This is a genomic window from Pseudosulfitobacter koreensis, from assembly GCF_024733015.1.
GTDB classification, from domain to species: Bacteria; Pseudomonadota; Alphaproteobacteria; order Rhodobacterales; family Rhodobacteraceae; genus Pseudosulfitobacter; species Pseudosulfitobacter koreensis.
Window position 1 is genome coordinate 179,069 of record NZ_JANKJG010000004.1, and the last position, 14,725, is coordinate 193,793.

At 65.4% G+C, this 14,725-nt stretch carries 16 protein-coding genes; all 16 read left to right on the forward strand.

What is annotated here, in order from left to right; all coding sequences use genetic code 11:
• Positions 1–147: 147 nt before the first annotated feature.
• The 16 genes from NTA49_RS07845 to NTA49_RS07920 all read left to right on the forward strand — a co-directional run bounded on the left by NTA49_RS07845 (position 148) and on the right by NTA49_RS07920 (position 14,708).
• A complete protein-coding gene (locus NTA49_RS07845) occupies positions 148–1,311 on the forward strand; it encodes an isovaleryl-CoA dehydrogenase (RefSeq protein ID WP_258294143.1) in 1,164 nt (387 codons plus the stop codon).
• Between the two features lie 24 nt (positions 1,312–1,335).
• Entirely contained in the window at positions 1,336–1,668 is a 333-nt protein-coding gene (locus NTA49_RS07850) for a hypothetical protein (RefSeq protein WP_258294144.1), read from the forward strand.
• Positions 1,669–1,709: 41 nt separating this feature from the next.
• Positions 1,710–2,222: a lysozyme inhibitor LprI family protein gene (locus NTA49_RS07855; protein ID WP_258294146.1), complete on the forward strand. Its 513-nt coding sequence runs from the start codon at positions 1,710–1,712 to the stop codon at positions 2,220–2,222.
• The gene (locus NTA49_RS07860; protein ID WP_258294147.1) at positions 2,219–3,706 is read left to right on the forward strand and encodes an AMP-binding protein; all 1,488 of its coding nucleotides are present in this window, start codon (positions 2,219–2,221) and stop codon (positions 3,704–3,706) included. Before NTA49_RS07855 ends, NTA49_RS07860 begins: the two co-directional genes overlap by 4 nt.
• Entirely contained in the window at positions 3,703–5,310 is a 1,608-nt protein-coding gene (locus tag NTA49_RS07865; protein ID WP_258294148.1) for a carboxyl transferase domain-containing protein, read from the forward strand. Before NTA49_RS07860 ends, NTA49_RS07865 begins: the two co-directional genes overlap by 4 nt.
• A gap of 109 nt (positions 5,311–5,419) precedes the next feature.
• The gene (locus NTA49_RS07870; RefSeq protein ID WP_258294149.1) at positions 5,420–7,354 is read left to right on the forward strand and encodes an acetyl/propionyl/methylcrotonyl-CoA carboxylase subunit alpha; all 1,935 of its coding nucleotides are present in this window, start codon (positions 5,420–5,422) and stop codon (positions 7,352–7,354) included.
• 27 nt (positions 7,355–7,381) lie between these two features.
• Entirely contained in the window at positions 7,382–8,236 is an 855-nt protein-coding gene (locus NTA49_RS07875) for a hydroxymethylglutaryl-CoA lyase (RefSeq protein WP_258294150.1), read from the forward strand.
• 19 nt (positions 8,237–8,255) lie between these two features.
• Positions 8,256–9,038: a crotonase/enoyl-CoA hydratase family protein gene (locus NTA49_RS07880; RefSeq protein ID WP_258294151.1), complete on the forward strand. Its 783-nt coding sequence runs from the start codon at positions 8,256–8,258 to the stop codon at positions 9,036–9,038.
• Between the two features lie 280 nt (positions 9,039–9,318).
• The gene (locus tag NTA49_RS07885) at positions 9,319–9,636 is read left to right on the forward strand and encodes a hypothetical protein (RefSeq protein WP_258294152.1); all 318 of its coding nucleotides are present in this window, start codon (positions 9,319–9,321) and stop codon (positions 9,634–9,636) included.
• Positions 9,637–9,767: 131 nt separating this feature from the next.
• Positions 9,768–10,133, forward strand: coding sequence for an NADH-quinone oxidoreductase subunit A (locus NTA49_RS07890; RefSeq protein WP_332844280.1), 366 nt, complete (start codon positions 9,768–9,770; stop codon positions 10,131–10,133).
• Positions 10,134–10,424: 291 nt separating this feature from the next.
• Positions 10,425–10,958, forward strand: a complete 534-nt coding sequence (locus NTA49_RS07895) for a NuoB/complex I 20 kDa subunit family protein (protein ID WP_258294153.1) — start codon at positions 10,425–10,427, stop codon at positions 10,956–10,958.
• A 146-nt stretch (positions 10,959–11,104) separates the two neighbouring features.
• The gene (locus tag NTA49_RS07900) at positions 11,105–11,734 is read left to right on the forward strand and encodes an NADH-quinone oxidoreductase subunit C (protein WP_258294154.1); all 630 of its coding nucleotides are present in this window, start codon (positions 11,105–11,107) and stop codon (positions 11,732–11,734) included.
• A complete protein-coding gene (locus NTA49_RS07905; RefSeq protein ID WP_258294155.1) occupies positions 11,734–11,907 on the forward strand; it encodes a hypothetical protein in 174 nt (57 codons plus the stop codon). The genes NTA49_RS07900 and NTA49_RS07905 overlap by 1 nt, the downstream gene beginning before the upstream one ends.
• Positions 11,907–12,134 (forward strand): hypothetical protein, encoded by a 228-nt coding sequence (locus NTA49_RS07910; protein ID WP_258294156.1) that lies wholly within the window; start codon positions 11,907–11,909, stop codon positions 12,132–12,134. The genes NTA49_RS07905 and NTA49_RS07910 overlap by 1 nt, the downstream gene beginning before the upstream one ends.
• The gene (locus NTA49_RS07915) at positions 12,131–13,369 is read left to right on the forward strand and encodes an NADH-quinone oxidoreductase subunit D (RefSeq protein WP_258294157.1); all 1,239 of its coding nucleotides are present in this window, start codon (positions 12,131–12,133) and stop codon (positions 13,367–13,369) included. Before NTA49_RS07910 ends, NTA49_RS07915 begins: the two co-directional genes overlap by 4 nt.
• A gap of 91 nt (positions 13,370–13,460) precedes the next feature.
• Positions 13,461–14,708 carry an NADH-quinone oxidoreductase subunit E gene (locus tag NTA49_RS07920; RefSeq protein ID WP_258294158.1) on the forward strand — a complete coding sequence of 416 codons (1,248 nt, stop codon included), beginning with the start codon at positions 13,461–13,463 and terminating at the stop codon, positions 14,706–14,708.
• Positions 14,709–14,725: the final 17 nt, after the last annotated feature.

Below are 14,725 nucleotides of genomic sequence, written 5' to 3' on the forward strand. Positions count from 1 at the left end.
GGGGTCTCCTGTTGCCTGCTGCGTTGCGGTGACAACGCGCCGCCGCGGCGCTTGTTCCCTTGGCGCTCGGTGGTGTTCACTCTTGACCGGACGGGGCGGGGGGATGTAAGTAATGAACAAGCGTTCAATAACGGGAGGGATGCGCCGATGTTTACCCATTCAATGACGTTCGATCTGGGCGAAGACGCCAACAGCCTGCGCGAGATGGTGCACCGCTGGGCACAGGAACGCGTGCGCCCGATGGCCCACGAGATCGACCAGACCAACGCATTCCCGCCCGAGCTCTGGACCGAGATGGGCGAACTGGGCCTCTTGGGCATCACCGTCGAGGAAGAGTTCGGCGGATCGGCCATGTCCTACCTGGCGCACACCGTCGCCGTCGAGGAAATCGCGCGCGCCTCCGCTTCGGTCTCGCTGTCCTACGGGGCGCACTCGAACCTCTGCGTCAACCAGATCAAGCTGAACGGCAGCCCCGAGCAAAAGGCGAAATACCTGCCCGGTCTGGTCAGCGGGCAACATGTGGGCGCATTGGCCATGTCCGAAGCCGGTGCAGGCAGCGATGTGGTCAGCATGAAGCTGCGGGCCGAAAAGCGGAACGATCATTTCCGCCTCAGCGGCAACAAGTACTGGATCACCAACGGCCCCGACGCCGACACGCTGGTGGTCTACGCCAAGACCGATCCGGACGCGGGCAGCCGTGGCATCACCGCCTTTCTGATCGAGAAAGACATGGTCGGTTTCTCGACCTCGCCGCATTTCGACAAGCTGGGGATGCGCGGCAGCAACACCGCCGAGCTGATCTTTGACGGCGTCGAGGTGCCCTTCGACAACATCCTCGGCGAAGAGGGCAAGGGCGTCGCCGTCCTGATGTCGGGCCTCGACTACGAGCGTGTCGTGCTGGCGGGCATCGGCCTGGGGATCATGGCCGCCTGTCTGGACGAGGTCATGCCCTATCTCTCCGAGCGCAAGCAGTTCGGCCAGCCCATCGGGAATTTCCAGCTGATGCAGGGCAAGATCGCCGACATGTACACCGCGATGAACAGCGCGCGGGCCTACGTCTACGAAGTGGCGCGCGCCTGCGACAAGGGCACCGTGACCCGTCAGGATGCGGCGGCGTGCTGCCTCTATGCCTCCGAACAGGCGATGGTTCAGGCGCATCAGGCGGTGCAGGCGCTGGGCGGCGCAGGGTTCCTGTCCGACAGCCCGGTCAGCCGCCTGTTCCGCGACGCCAAGCTGATGGAGATCGGTGCCGGCACCTCTGAAATCCGCCGGATGCTGATCGGCCGCGAGCTGATGGGGGCGATGGCATGACCTCTGCCATCGTGATTTTGGGCCGTGTCCGCGCGTCGCGCTGAAAGCCCTTGGCTGCTCTGGCTGCCGCTGGCCGTGGTCACGCTGATCGGGGCCGTGATGGTGTTCCGGCTCGGCTGGATCTCGGCTCACGTGGACGAGGGCGCGCTGCTGAACCACTACGCGCAGCTTTACGTGAACGAGACCGGCGGTGCCGCCAGCCTCAGCGATTGCGTGGGGCGACCGGGGACACAGGGCGGCGTGCGGCTGGTCATCAGCTGCACCACCCCGCAGGGCGACACGCGGGTCTACATGATCGGTCGGTTCGGCGGGCTGCTGCAGCCGCCGCCCGCGCCGGACACCGCGTCCGAGACTTAAGGGCGGACTTATGCCGCTGACTTGGAATGAAGGAACGAAAGATGTTTGCGAAACGTAACTTGATCATCGCGGTTTGCGCGGCCTTCGCGGCCCAACTCGGGCATGTCGCTCCTGTCGCCGCACAGGATCTGACCTATTCGTCGGACATCACCGCGTCCTGCGTGGCGCAGGCACCTGACATGAACGACCAGTTGGCCTGCATCGGTGCCTCGGCCAACGCCTGTATGGAAGACACTCCCGGCGGCTACTCAACCTACGCCATGTCGGGCTGTCTCGACCGGGAACTGCAATATTGGGACGGCCTGCTGAACGAGAACTACAGCGGCGCAATGACGCGCGCCCGCGAGGCCGATGAGTATATGGACGGCAAACCCTCGGAAACCGCGCTGCGCGACATGCAACGCGCATGGATCACCTTTCGCGATGCCACCTGCGACTACGAACGCGCGCTCTGGGGCGGCGGCACCGGCGGCGGTCCCGCCACGGTCGGCTGCCTGATGCGCCTGACCGGGACGCAGGCGCTTTACCTCGCCGACAGCAGGATCGGTGAGTGACCAGCCTGCCCAACATAGCGCGGACTTGTCTCGACCATGACCGACGGGCGGTGGCGATCATCGACCTGTCCGAGGGGCCGCGCCGCGATGTGACCTGCGGCGAACTGGCCGACATGGTCGACGGCATCGCGCGCGCCTTGCTGACGCAGGTGCAGCCGGGCGACCGCGTCGGCGTGCTGCTCAGCCAGACCCCGTGGTGCGCGGCAGCACATCTGGCGGTCTGGAAGATCGGCGCGATCTCGGTGCCGCTGTTCAAGCTGTTCCAACACGATGCGCTTGCAGCACGGACCCGCGATGCGGGCGTGGCGCTGGTGCTGACCGACGCCGAAGGCGCCGACCTGCTGGGCAATCTGGCGACACCCCTGATCGCGGCGACCTGTGGCGTCGCGGGCGGTCCGGTGGACTATGCGCCGGGCGGCGCTGACGTGCCCTGCGTGCTGATCTATACCTCGGGCACCACCGGCACGCCCAAGGGCGCGCTGCACGGTCATGGCGTGCTCGACGGGCATCTGCCCGGCGTCAGCGCCAGCCACGACCATTTGGGCCAGCCGCGCGATTGCCTGTGGACCCCCGCCGACTGGGCGTGGATCGGCGGGCTTTTCGACGTAGCGATGCCGGGCCTGCGGCTGGGCGTGCCCGTGGTCGCGGCCCGTATACCCAAATTCGACGTGGATCGCTGCGCGCAGATCATCGCCGACGGCGGCGTGCGTAACGTGTTCTTCCCGCCCACCGCGCTGCGGATGCTGAAAGCAGCGGGCGCAAAACTGCCCGGCCTGCGCACCGTCGCCAGCGGCGGCGAGCCCTTGGGCGCCGAGATGCTGGCCTGGGGGCAGGACGCGTTCGGCGTGCAGATCAACGAATTCTACGGCCAGACCGAATGCAACATGGTCGCCAGCAGCTGCGCCGCCGATTTCCCGCCGCGACCGGGATGCATCGGCAAGGCCGTGCCGGGCTTCGACATCGCGGTGATCGACGCCGCAGGGCACCCGGCCGAGGGCGAGGGCGACATCGCCATAAGACGCGGCGCACCCAGCATGATGCTGCGCTATTGGCAGCGCCCCGACGCCACGGCGGAAAAGTTTCGCGGCGACTGGATGCTGACCGGCGACCGTGGCCTGTGGGAGGGCGACTACCTGCGCTTTGTGGGCCGCGAGGATGACGTGATCACCTCGTCGGGCTACCGCATCGGCCCCGCCGAGATCGAGGATTGCCTGATGACCCACGCGGACGTGGCAACCGTCGGTGTGGTCGGCAAACCCGACCCGCTGCGCACCGAGATCGTCAAGGCCTACGTGGTGCTGAAAGACGGGGCACAAGCGACCGAAGCGACCTTGCAAGACTACGTGAAAGCGCGACTGGCGCAATATTCCTACCCGCGCGAAATCGCATTCGTCGATGCGCTGCCGATGACGGTAACGGGCAAAGTGATCCGCAAGGCGCTGCGCGCGCAGGCGGTGGCAGAAACTGAAAAGGGGACGGCATGAAGCTGACGTCACAGATCTTGACAACTTCGGCCGAGTTCAAGGCCAACCAGCAGGCGCACGAAGCGGCGCTGCAACAGGTGCAGGAGGCGGCGCAGGCCGCAACCCTGGGCGGCGGCGAGCGGTCGCGCGAGCGCCACGTGAGCCGTGGCAAGATGCTGCCGCGCGAGCGGGTCGCGAACCTGCTGGACCCCGGAAGCCCGTTTCTCGAGGTCGGTGCGACAGCCGCCCACGGCATGTACGATGGTGCTGCCCCCGGTGCCGGCGTGATCGCGGGCGTGGGCCGGGTGATGGGCCGCGACGTGATGGTGGTGTGCAACGACGCCACCGTGAAAGGGGGCACCTATTACCCGATGACGGTCAAGAAACACCTGCGCGCCCAGGAGATTGCCGAGGCGAACCATCTGCCCTGCATCTATCTGGTCGACAGCGGCGGCGCCAACCTGCCCAACCAGGACGAGGTCTTTCCCGACCGCGACCACTTTGGCCGCATCTTCTTCAACCAGGCACAGATGAGCGCGAAGGGCATTCCGCAGATCGCCGTCGTGATGGGCTCGTGCACCGCGGGCGGCGCCTACGTCCCCGCGATGTCGGACGTGACGATCATCGTGCGCGATCAGGGCACGATCTTTCTGGCGGGCCCGCCACTGGTCAAGGCGGCGACGGGCGAGGTGGTCAGCGCCGAGGATCTGGGCGGCGGCGACGTCCACACGCGCCTGTCCGGCGTGGCGGATTATCTGGCCGAGGACGACACCCACGCGCTGGCGCTGGCGCGGCGCGCGGTCGGGTCGCTCCGGGGCGCGCAGGGCAATCTGACGGCGGCTGCCGCCAGCTACGAAGAGCCCGCCTATGATCCGGCGGAACTGCTGGGCGTGGTGCCCGCCGACGCGCGCACGCCCTACGACATCCGCGAGGTGATCATGCGGCTGGTCGACGGCAGTATCTTCGACGAGTTCAAGTCCCGCTTTGGCGAAACGCTGGTCTGCGGCTTTGCCCACGTCAAGGGCACGCCCGTCGGCATCATCGCCAACAACGGCGTGCTGTTTTCCGAAGCCGCGCAAAAGGGCGCGCATTTCGTCGAGCTCTGCTCGCAGCGCAAGATCCCGCTGGTGTTCCTGCAAAACATCACCGGCTTCATGGTCGGTCGCAAATACGAGAACGAAGGCATCGCGCGCCACGGCGCCAAGATGGTGACTGCGGTGGCGACCACGTCGGTGCCCAAGATCACCATGCTGGTCGGCGGATCGTTCGGTGCGGGCAACTACGGCATGGCGGGGCGCGCCTATTCGCCCCGGTTCCTGTGGACCTGGCCCAACAGCCGCATCAGCGTCATGGGCGGCGCACAGGCGGCGGGGGTGCTGGCCACGGTCAAACGCGACGGCATGGAAGCGCGCGGCGAGACGTGGACGCCGGAGGAGGAATGGGCCTTCAAGCAGCCCACGATTGACATGTTCGAGGAACAGTCGCACCCGCTCTATGCCAGCGCGCGGCTGTGGGACGACGGGGTGATCGACCCGCGCAAAAGCCGCGATGTGCTGGACCTGAGCCTGCGCGCCAGCCTGAATGCGCCGATTGCCGACACGCGCTTTGGTTTGTTCCGGATGTGAGTGTGGCGGGCAGTGGACGGGGATGGAAGACGGGGGCCAGCCCCCGCACCCCCGGGATATTTGGGGCCAAAAGAAACGGGCCTGTTGAGAGTTGTAGAGGACGGGAATGATGTTTGACACGATCCTGATTGCGAACCGGGGCGAGATCGCCTGCCGGGTGATGGAAACGGCGCAGGCCATGGGCGTGGCCTGTGTGGCGGTCTATTCTGATGCCGATGCGGGGGCCAAGCATGTGGCGATGGCCGACCGCGCGGTGCATATCGGCGGCGCGGCCCCATCCGAGAGCTATCTGCGCGGCGATGTGATCATCCGCGCGGCATTGGAGACAGGCGCGCAGGCGATCCATCCCGGCTATGGGTTCCTGTCGGAGAACCCTGATTTCGTCGAAGCGGTCGAGGCGGCGGGGCTGGTGTTCGTCGGTCCCTCGGCCAGCGCGATCCGCGCGATGGGCCTGAAGGATGCCGCCAAGGCGCTGATGGTCGAGGCGGGCGTGCCGGTGGTTCCGGGCTATCACGGCGCGGACCAGTCGGATGATCTGCTGGCGGCGGAGGCCGACAAGATCGGGTATCCGGTGCTGATCAAGGCCGTGGCGGGCGGCGGCGGCAAGGGCATGCGGCAGGTCGAGACGGCGGCGGCCTTTCACGAGGCGCTGGCCTCGGCGCGGTCGGAGGCCAAGTCCGCCTTCGGCAACGCCGACGTGCTGGTCGAGAAATTCGTGAGCAAGCCGCGCCACATCGAGGTGCAGGTCTTTGGCGACGGCACACGGGCGGTGCATCTGTTCGAGCGGGATTGCTCCTTGCAGCGCCGCCACCAGAAGGTGATCGAAGAGGCACCCGCTCCCGACATGACGCCGGAAATCCGCGCGGCAATGGGGGCCGCTGCCGTGCGCGCCGCCGAAGCCATCGGCTATGCGGGCGCGGGCACGGTCGAGTTCATCGTGGATGGCTCGGACGGGCTGAGTGCCGACGGGTTCTTCTTCATGGAGATGAACACGCGCCTGCAAGTCGAGCATCCGGTGACCGAGGCCATCACCGGTGTCGATCTGGTGGAATGGCAACTGCGCGTGGCGGCAGGCGAGGCGCTGCCCGCAGCGCAGGAGGATCTGGCCATCAGCGGCCACGCCTTCGAGGCGCGGCTTTATGCCGAGGACGTGCCCAAGGGTTTTCTGCCCGCGACCGGCACGCTGACGCATCTGCACTTTCCCCAAGCCTGCCGTGCGGACAGCGGTGTGCGTGCAGGCGACGTGATCAGCCCGTTCTATGATCCGATGATCGCCAAGGTGATCGTGCACGGCCCCACCCGTGACGTGGCGCTGGCACGGCTGCGCGCAGCACTTGCAGGCACGCAAGTGGGCGGCACAGTCACCAACCTTGCCTTTCTGGGGGCCTTGGCGGGGCACGCGGGCTTTGGCCGGGGCGAGGTCGACACCGGCCTGATCGCGCGCGATCTGGATCAGCTGGTCGCCGCACCGCAGGCGCAGCCGCGTCATGCGGTGGCGGCGGGGATGCGCGCACTCAGGCTTGAGACGCCGCAGGCCGACGCGGGCTTTGCCCTCTGGGCCCCGCTGCGGCGTAGCGTGACGCTGACCCATGCCGAGGCAGACATTGCGCTCGGCGTCGATGTGCTTGGCCCCAGGGCGCAGGATTGGACCGTGGACGGCACCGCCGTCGCCGTGCGCCGCGTTGGCGATCTGTGGCAGATTGACGGGCAGGCGGCACCGGATGTGGCCCAATCCGGCGCGCAGATCACCGTCTTTGACGGCTACGGGTTCGCGTACGGCGTCGTCGATCCGCTGGAGCGGGCCAGTGCCGCAGGCGGCGACGGCAACCTGATCGAAGCACCGATGCCAGGGCTCGTCCGCGCGCTTTTTGCCAAGGCGGGGCAGGCGGTCAAGGCAGGCGAACGTCTGGCCATACTCGAGGCGATGAAGATGGAACACAGCCTGCTGGCCATCCGCGACGGCGTGGTCGCCGAAGTGCTGGTGGAAGAGGGCGCGCAGGTCGAGGCCGGCGCGGCACTGGTGCAATTTGAACCGGAAGCCTAGGCTGCTGACAGCAAGGGAGGAATTGCCATGAGTCTTGGTGCCTGTGAGATTTTCGAAGTCGGTCCGCGTGACGGGTTGCAGAATGAACCGAACGAGATTTCGGTCGCGGATAAGGTCAGGCTGGTCGACATGCTCAGCCGGGCCGGGTTCAGCCGCATCGAATGCGCGTCTTTCGTCAGCCCCAAATGGGTGCCGCAGATGGCAGGCAGCGCCGAGGTGCTGGCAGGGATCACCCGCGCCGAAGGCATCCGCTATGCGGCACTGACCCCCAACATGCGCGGCTTCGAGGATGCGCAGGCCGCAGGCGCGGACGAGATCGCGGTCTTTGCCTCGGCCTCCGAAGGTTTCTCCAAGGCCAACATCAACGCGACGATTGCAGAATCGCTGGAACGCTTTGCCCCGGTGATCGAGGCTGCGCGCCACATCGACCTGCCGGTGCGCGGCTATGTCTCCTGCGTGGTGGAATGCCCCTATGACGGGCCCGTGGCCCCAAGTGCCGTGGCCGACGTGGCGGACAAGCTTTTCGGCATGGGCTGCTACGAGATCAGCCTGGGCGACACCACCGGCAAGGGCACGCCCGACGCGGTGGCGCGGATGCTGCTGGCGGTGCGCAACGTGGTGCCGGCGGGCCGCCTGGCAGGGCATTTCCACGACACCAACGGGCGCGCGATGGACAATATCGACGCGGCGCTGGCGATGGGCCTGCGGGTGTTCGACGCGGCTGTGGGGGGCCTCGGCGGCTGCCCCTTCGCACCCGGTGCCGCCGGAAACGTCGCGACCGAGGCGGTGGCGGCACATCTCAAACGGCTGGGCTATCAGACCGGGCTGGACCTCGATGTGATCGCCGAGGCTGCCGCCTTTGCGCGGAGCCTGCGCAGTTAGGTACGAAAAGGACAGGAATATGTACGACACGATTTCCATCGACGTGGACGCGCGCGGCGTGGCCACGCTCACCCTCGATCGCGCCGAAAAACACAACGCGATGTCGGCGCAGATGCTGGCCGATCTGACCCATGCCGCCGCAGCACTGGGCGCGGATGACGCCGTGCGCGTGGTGGTGCTGACCGGGGCGGGCAAATCGTTCTGTGCGGGCGGTGATCTGGACTGGATGCGCGAACAGATGGCCGCCGACCCCGACACCCGCGCGCGCGAGGCGGGCAAGCTTGCGCACATGCTGCAGGCGCTGAACACCATGCCAAAGCCGCTGATCGGCGCGGTGCAGGGCAATGCCTTCGGCGGTGGCGTCGGCATGGCATCGGTCTGCGACGTGGCCATCGGCGCGGACCACCTGAAGATGGGCCTGACCGAAGTGCGGCTGGGCATCATCCCCGCCACCATCGGCCCCTACGTGATCGCCCGCATGGGCGAGGGCCGCGCGCGGCGGGTGTTCTTCTCGGGGCGGCTGTTCGATGCATCCGAAGCCGTGGACCTGGGCCTGCTGGCGCGCATCGTTCCGGCGCAGGATCTGGCGGATGCGGTCGAAGCCGAAGTGTTGCCCTATCTCAGCACCGCCCCCGGTGCCGTGGCATCGGCCAAGGCGCTGGCCCGTTCCTTGGGGCCGCGCATCGACGAAGACACCATCACGATGACGATAGACGCGCTGAAAGACCGCTGGGAGACCGAGGAAGCGGTCGAGGGGATCGGCGCGTTCTTCGACAAGCGCAAGGCAGCTTGGATGCGGTGAGGGGGGGATTGCCCGGTTTCCCACCGTCGATAAGCGTTGCAACCGTTTCCATTAGTTCGGCGGGGCGGCGTGGCCCTTCGCGGATCGGCACCGCGCAATTTTCCGGCGCGCCACCCATGCGCCGCTGCCCTTTGCCGCCTCCCCCATCCCCCACACCAAATTTGACAAACCGACCCTGTCGCTCCATCTCTCTTCGTGAACCCCCCAGCGTTGCCATCCTGCCCGGTCAGACCCGGCGCTGCGGCCGCTTGCCCCTCACACCTGCAAAAGGAGCGTCTTGATGACAGCCCAAGTGATCGCCCTTCTGATCATCCTGCCCTTCGTGGCGGCCTTCATCTACGCGGGTATCCACGAATACCTGCGCTATAAATCCGAAGGCCGTGCCACCTACGGGCTGGTCTATGACGAAGAGACCGGCACCACCCATGTCACCGGCATTGCCGAGGACGAGGACGCCTATGACCCCGAGGAATTCGATCCCAACGACTATAACGTCTATGCGGTTCAGAACCCGACGAATGAGGAGCGGGAGGAGGAGCCTGAGGACCAAGCCCCCGAAAGCGTCCCTGATAACGATTCCGAAACGAAGAAATCCTAGTCTCGGGGCAGGCGTCCGAGGCCCCCGATCCGCCGGTGCATCGGTTGACCTCGCCCTTGCGGGCGCGTAAACGTCGAAAGATACGTTAAGGGCCGCGCGCCGCCGCGTCGGCATAGCTAAAGGAACCACACGTGGACGAGATGCTGCGGGAATATCTTCCCATTCTGGTTTTTCTGGGTGTCGCCATCGCGCTGGGCCTGATTCTGATCCTTGCCGCCCTGGTCATCGCGGTGCGCCGTCCCGACCCCGAAAAGGTCAGCGCCTATGAATGCGGCTTCAACGCCTTCGACGATGCGCGGATGAAATTCGACGTGCGGTTCTACCTGGTGTCGATCCTGTTCATCATCTTTGATCTCGAAATCGCATTCCTGTTTCCCTGGGCCGTCGCATTCAAGGACGTCAGCATGACAGGTTTCTGGTCGATGATGGTCTTCCTGGGCGTTCTGACCGCCGGTTTCGCCTATGAATGGAAAAAGGGCGCGCTTGAGTGGCAATAGGCCACAGGCAGGCTATCTTCGGTGCAGTGGTCAAGCCACAGGCGCGCTGAAGTCGGAAGGCCGCCCCCATGATCCGGGCGGCTTTCTAGCCCCGAAAGGGTTGCGAACAGGACCCGAAGGGCCATTTCATGCGCAGGATCGGACTGGCCATTCATATCGAAGTGTTTCCCTGCGATCGTATGAGCATGTCGCGTTGACGCTCTGGCGGGGCTGGGCTACACCCGAACCCAACATACGGGCCTGCAGAAAACCGCGGCCCGTCTCCCGACAAAACGCTGGAGCAAAGCGCACATGTCAATTGCCACATCACCAAACGCTGCAGGTCCCGACCGCGAGGTCGCGACCCAGAACCTGAACGCCGAGCTGCAGGACAAGGGTTTCCTGCTGACCTCGACCGAGGACCTGATCAACTGGGCCCGCACCGGCAGCTTGCACTGGATGACCTTCGGCCTGGCGTGCTGCGCCGTCGAAATGATGCACACCTCGATGCCGCGCTACGATCTGGAACGCTTCGGCACCGCACCGCGCGCGTCCCCGCGCCAGTCGGACCTGATGATCGTGGCGGGCACGCTGACCAACAAGATGGCGCCGGCCCTGCGCAAGGTCTACGACCAGATGCCCGAGCCGCGCTACGTGATCTCGATGGGCTCCTGCGCCAACGGCGGCGGCTACTACCACTACAGCTATTCCGTGGTGCGCGGCTGCGACCGGATCGTGCCGGTCGACATCTACGTGCCGGGCTGCCCACCCACGGCCGAGGCGCTGCTCTACGGGATCTTGCAGTTGCAGCGCAAGATGCGCCGCACCGGGACGATCGTCCGCTGAACCGGACGCTTAAAACAAACGTCCGCTGAGCCGGACGCCTTAAACAAACGTCCGCTGAACCGGACGCTGTAAACAAAGGCCCGCACCGCGCGGGCAGGGCGCGTGGGTCGCGCCTCAAAGGACAGACTTCGGGGTAAGGATAACCGATGAGCGACGCACTGAAAGAACTGGGAACCTACATCGAGGCCAAGCGCCCCGATTGCGTGCTGGCGTGGGACATCACCCATGACGAGCTGAACCTGGACATCACGCCCAACAACATCGTGGGCCTGGTCGAGTTTCTCAAGAACGACGCGACCTGCCGGTTCTCGACGCTGATCGACATCACCGCGGTCGACTACACGGGCCGGGCCAAGCGGTTCGACGTGGTCTACCACTTCCTCAGCATGTACCAGAACCACCGCATCCGCCTGCGTGTCTCGGTGCGCGAGGATGCTCTGGTGCCCTCGATCACCGGCGTGCACCCCTCGGCCAACTGGTTCGAGCGCGAGGTGTTCGACATGTTCGGCATCCTGTTCTCGGGTCACCCCGACCTGCGCCGCATCCTCACCGACTATGGCTTTCGCGGCTATCCGCTGCGCAAGGATTTTCCGACCACCGGCTACACTGAGGTCCGCTATGACGAGGCGCAAAAGCGCGTGGTCTACGAGCCCGTCAGCCTGGTGCAGGAATACCGCCAGTTCGATTTCATGTCGCCCTGGGAAGGGGCCGAATACATCCTGCCCGGCGATGACAAGGCGGCCCCCGACGGCCACGTCAGCAAGGACAAGAAATAATGGGCGGCTTGTGGTGGCTCATCCTGTCGGCCCTGACCGCCATTCCGATGGTCAAGCTGCTGCCGTTCTTCGGCATCCATAAATACTGGGCTGCGGTCTGTCTGATCCCGCTGGGCACGATCGCCCTGCTGTGGTGGATGGGCATCAAGCTGCAAGAGCTGGAGAAGCGGTGATGGACAGCCAGTTTGCACAGCCCGATTGGTTCGTGTCCACATCCGCCTTGCTGACGATGCTGGTCATGCTTGCTCTGTTTGCGCTGCCTGCCCGTGTCGTTCAAAAGCGGCATGGCTACCCTGCGTGGACATTGGTGTTTACTCTGGTTCCATATTTCGGCCCCTACATACTGCTCTGGGCGTTTGCGACTTCCGAGCCGCGCAAGATTGAAGAGGTTCTATCATGATGGACGGCGATATTCGCACAAACCGCTACGATGACGGATCGACCGACGCCAAGACCGGCGAGCAGAAGATCCGCAACTTCAACATCAACTTCGGCCCGCAACACCCTGCGGCACACGGCGTTTTGCGGCTGGTGCTGGAACTCGACGGCGAGATCGTCGAGCGGTGCGATCCGCACATCGGCCTGCTGCACCGTGGCACCGAAAAGCTGATGGAAAGCCGGACGTACCTGCAGAACCTGCCCTATTTCGACCGGCTGGATTATGTGGCGCCGATGAACCAGGAACACGCATGGTGTCTGGCCATCGAAAAGCTGACCGGCACCCCCGTGCCGCGCCGCGCCTCGCTGATCCGGGTGCTCTATTCCGAAATCGGCCGCATCCTGAGCCACCTGTTGAACGTGACCACGCAGGCGATGGACGTGGGCGCGCTGACGCCGCCGCTCTGGGGCTTTGAAGAGCGTGAAAAGCTGATGATCTTCTATGAGCGGGCCTGCGGCGCGCGCCTGCACGCGGCCTATTTCCGCCCCGGCGGCGTGCATCAGGACCTGCCCGATGCGCTGCTGGACGATATCGAACAGTGGGCCCATGAATTCCCCGCCGTTCTCGCCGACATCGACGGGCTGCTGACCGAAAACCGCATCTTCAAGCAGCGCAACGCCGACATCGGCATCGTGACCGAAGAGGACATCCTCGAATACGGCTTTTCCGGCGTGATGGTGCGCGGCTCCGGCCTCGCATGGGATCTGCGGCGCTCGCAGCCCTATGAATGCTATGACGAGTTCGATTTCCAGATCCCCGTCGGCAAGAACGGCGACTGCTTTGACCGCTACCTCGTCCGCATGGAAGAGATGCGCCAGTCGGTCAGCATCATCAGGCAGGCCATCGGCAAGCTGCGCGAAGCGACCGGCGACATCCTCGCCCGTGGCAAGGTGACCCCGCCCAGCCGCACCGACATGAAAACCTCGATGGAAAGCCTGATCCACCACTTCAAGCTCTACACCGAAGGGTTCCACGTCCCCGAAGGCCAGGTCTATTGCGCCGTCGAAGCGCCCAAGGGCGAGTTCGGCGTCTACCTCGTTGCCGACGGCAGCAACAAACCCTACCGCGCCAAGATCCGCGCGCCGGGCTTCTTGCACCTGCAGGCGATGGATCACGTCAGCCGCGGCCACCAGCTGGCCGACGTCGCCGCGATCATCGGCACGATGGATGTGGTGTTCGGAGAGATCGACCGGTGATCCGCCATCTGGTCCCTTCTGCACTTCATCTTGCCCGTAAAACTCCCGCCGGAGGCTCCCACCTCCGCCACGCGAACCGAAAGTCGAACTGATGCTCCGCCGCTTGCACCCTGACCAACCCGAAAGCTTCGCCTTCACCGCCGCCAACCAGGCGTGGGCCGAAGCCCAGATCACCAAATACCCCGAGGGCCGTCAGGCCAGCGCGATCATCCCGCTGCTGTGGCGCGCGCAGGAGCAAGAGGGCTGGCTGTCCCGCCCCGCGATCGAACACGTCAGCGAAATGCTGGGCATGGCCTATATCCGGGGTCTCGAAGTGGCCTCCTTCTACTTCATGTTCCAGCTGCAACCCGTTGGCTCCGTGGCACATATCCAGGTCTGCGGCACAACGTCCTGCATGATCTGCGGGGCCGAAGACCTGATGGCCGTCTGCAAGGAAAAGATCGCCGCGCGCCCGCACGAATTGTCGGCGGACGGCAAGTTTTCGTGGGAAGAGGTCGAATGCCTCGGCTCCTGCGCCAACGCGCCGATGGCCCAGATCGGCAAGGACTACTACGAGGATCTGACCACCGCGCGGATGGGCGAGATCATCGAGGAACTGGCCGCAGGCGGCGTGCCGACACCGGGTCCGCAGAACGGGCGCTATGCCTCGGAGCCACTGAGCGGCCTCACGTCACTGACCGACTATGACAGCGGCAAGACCCAGTACAACGCCAGCGTGCAACTGGCCAAGGACATCGGCGACACGGTCAAGCGGATCGACGGCACCGAAGTGCCGCTGGTCACGCCCTGGCAGGACAAGGCGGCGAACGCTGCGGAAAAACCGCCAGCCAAACCCAAGACCCGCACCGCCCCCTCGGCCCCCGTGACGAAAGAGGCCAAGGTCGCGCCGACCCCGCCCTCCGAAGACGAGATGAAAGCCAAGCCCAAGCGCGGCAAGACGGCACCTGCGGAACAGACCGACGCGATGAAGGGCGAAACCCGTCCCGCAGGCAGCGCGCCCGCAACCGACATTCCCGCCGAAGCGCCCGAGGACGAGACCGCAACCACGGCCAACACGGTCACGGGGTCCAAACCCTCGACATTGAGCGCGCCGCGCGACGCCCGCCCCGATGACCTCAAGCAGATCAAGGGCATCGGCCCCAAGCTGGAATCGCTTCTGCACGACAACGGCATCTATCACCACGACCAGATCGCCGAATGGACCGAGGCCGAAGTTGCCTGGGCCGACCAGAGCCTCGCAAAATTCAAGGGCCGCGCCAGCCGCGACGGCTGGGTCGAACAGGCCCGCGCACTGGTCGCAGGCGAAACTGCGCATAAGGACGACAACGATATAGAATAAACAGCAATTCAGGAGAG

Excerpts from the sequence above, each read along its gene's own strand:
- NTA49_RS07845 (WP_258294143.1), top strand. The coding sequence starts at position 148 with ATGTTTACCCATTCAATGACGTTCGATCTGGGCGAAGACGCCAACAGC.
- NTA49_RS07855 (WP_258294146.1), top strand. The coding sequence starts at position 1,710 with ATGTTTGCGAAACGTAACTTGATCATCGCGGTTTGCGCGGCCTTCGCG.
- NTA49_RS07865 (WP_258294148.1), top strand. The coding sequence starts at position 3,703 with ATGAAGCTGACGTCACAGATCTTGACAACTTCGGCCGAGTTCAAGGCC.
- NTA49_RS07870 (WP_258294149.1), top strand. The coding sequence starts at position 5,420 with ATGTTTGACACGATCCTGATTGCGAACCGGGGCGAGATCGCCTGCCGG.
- NTA49_RS07875 (WP_258294150.1), top strand. The coding sequence starts at position 7,382 with ATGAGTCTTGGTGCCTGTGAGATTTTCGAAGTCGGTCCGCGTGACGGG.
- NTA49_RS07880 (WP_258294151.1), top strand. The coding sequence starts at position 8,256 with ATGTACGACACGATTTCCATCGACGTGGACGCGCGCGGCGTGGCCACG.
- NTA49_RS07885 (WP_258294152.1), top strand. The coding sequence starts at position 9,319 with ATGACAGCCCAAGTGATCGCCCTTCTGATCATCCTGCCCTTCGTGGCG.
- NTA49_RS07895 (WP_258294153.1), top strand. The coding sequence starts at position 10,425 with ATGTCAATTGCCACATCACCAAACGCTGCAGGTCCCGACCGCGAGGTC.
- NTA49_RS07900 (WP_258294154.1), top strand. The coding sequence starts at position 11,105 with ATGAGCGACGCACTGAAAGAACTGGGAACCTACATCGAGGCCAAGCGC.
- NTA49_RS07905 (WP_258294155.1), top strand. The coding sequence starts at position 11,734 with ATGGGCGGCTTGTGGTGGCTCATCCTGTCGGCCCTGACCGCCATTCCG.
- NTA49_RS07910 (WP_258294156.1), top strand. The coding sequence starts at position 11,907 with ATGGACAGCCAGTTTGCACAGCCCGATTGGTTCGTGTCCACATCCGCC.
- NTA49_RS07915 (WP_258294157.1), top strand. The coding sequence starts at position 12,131 with ATGATGGACGGCGATATTCGCACAAACCGCTACGATGACGGATCGACC.
- NTA49_RS07920 (WP_258294158.1), top strand. The coding sequence starts at position 13,461 with ATGCTCCGCCGCTTGCACCCTGACCAACCCGAAAGCTTCGCCTTCACC.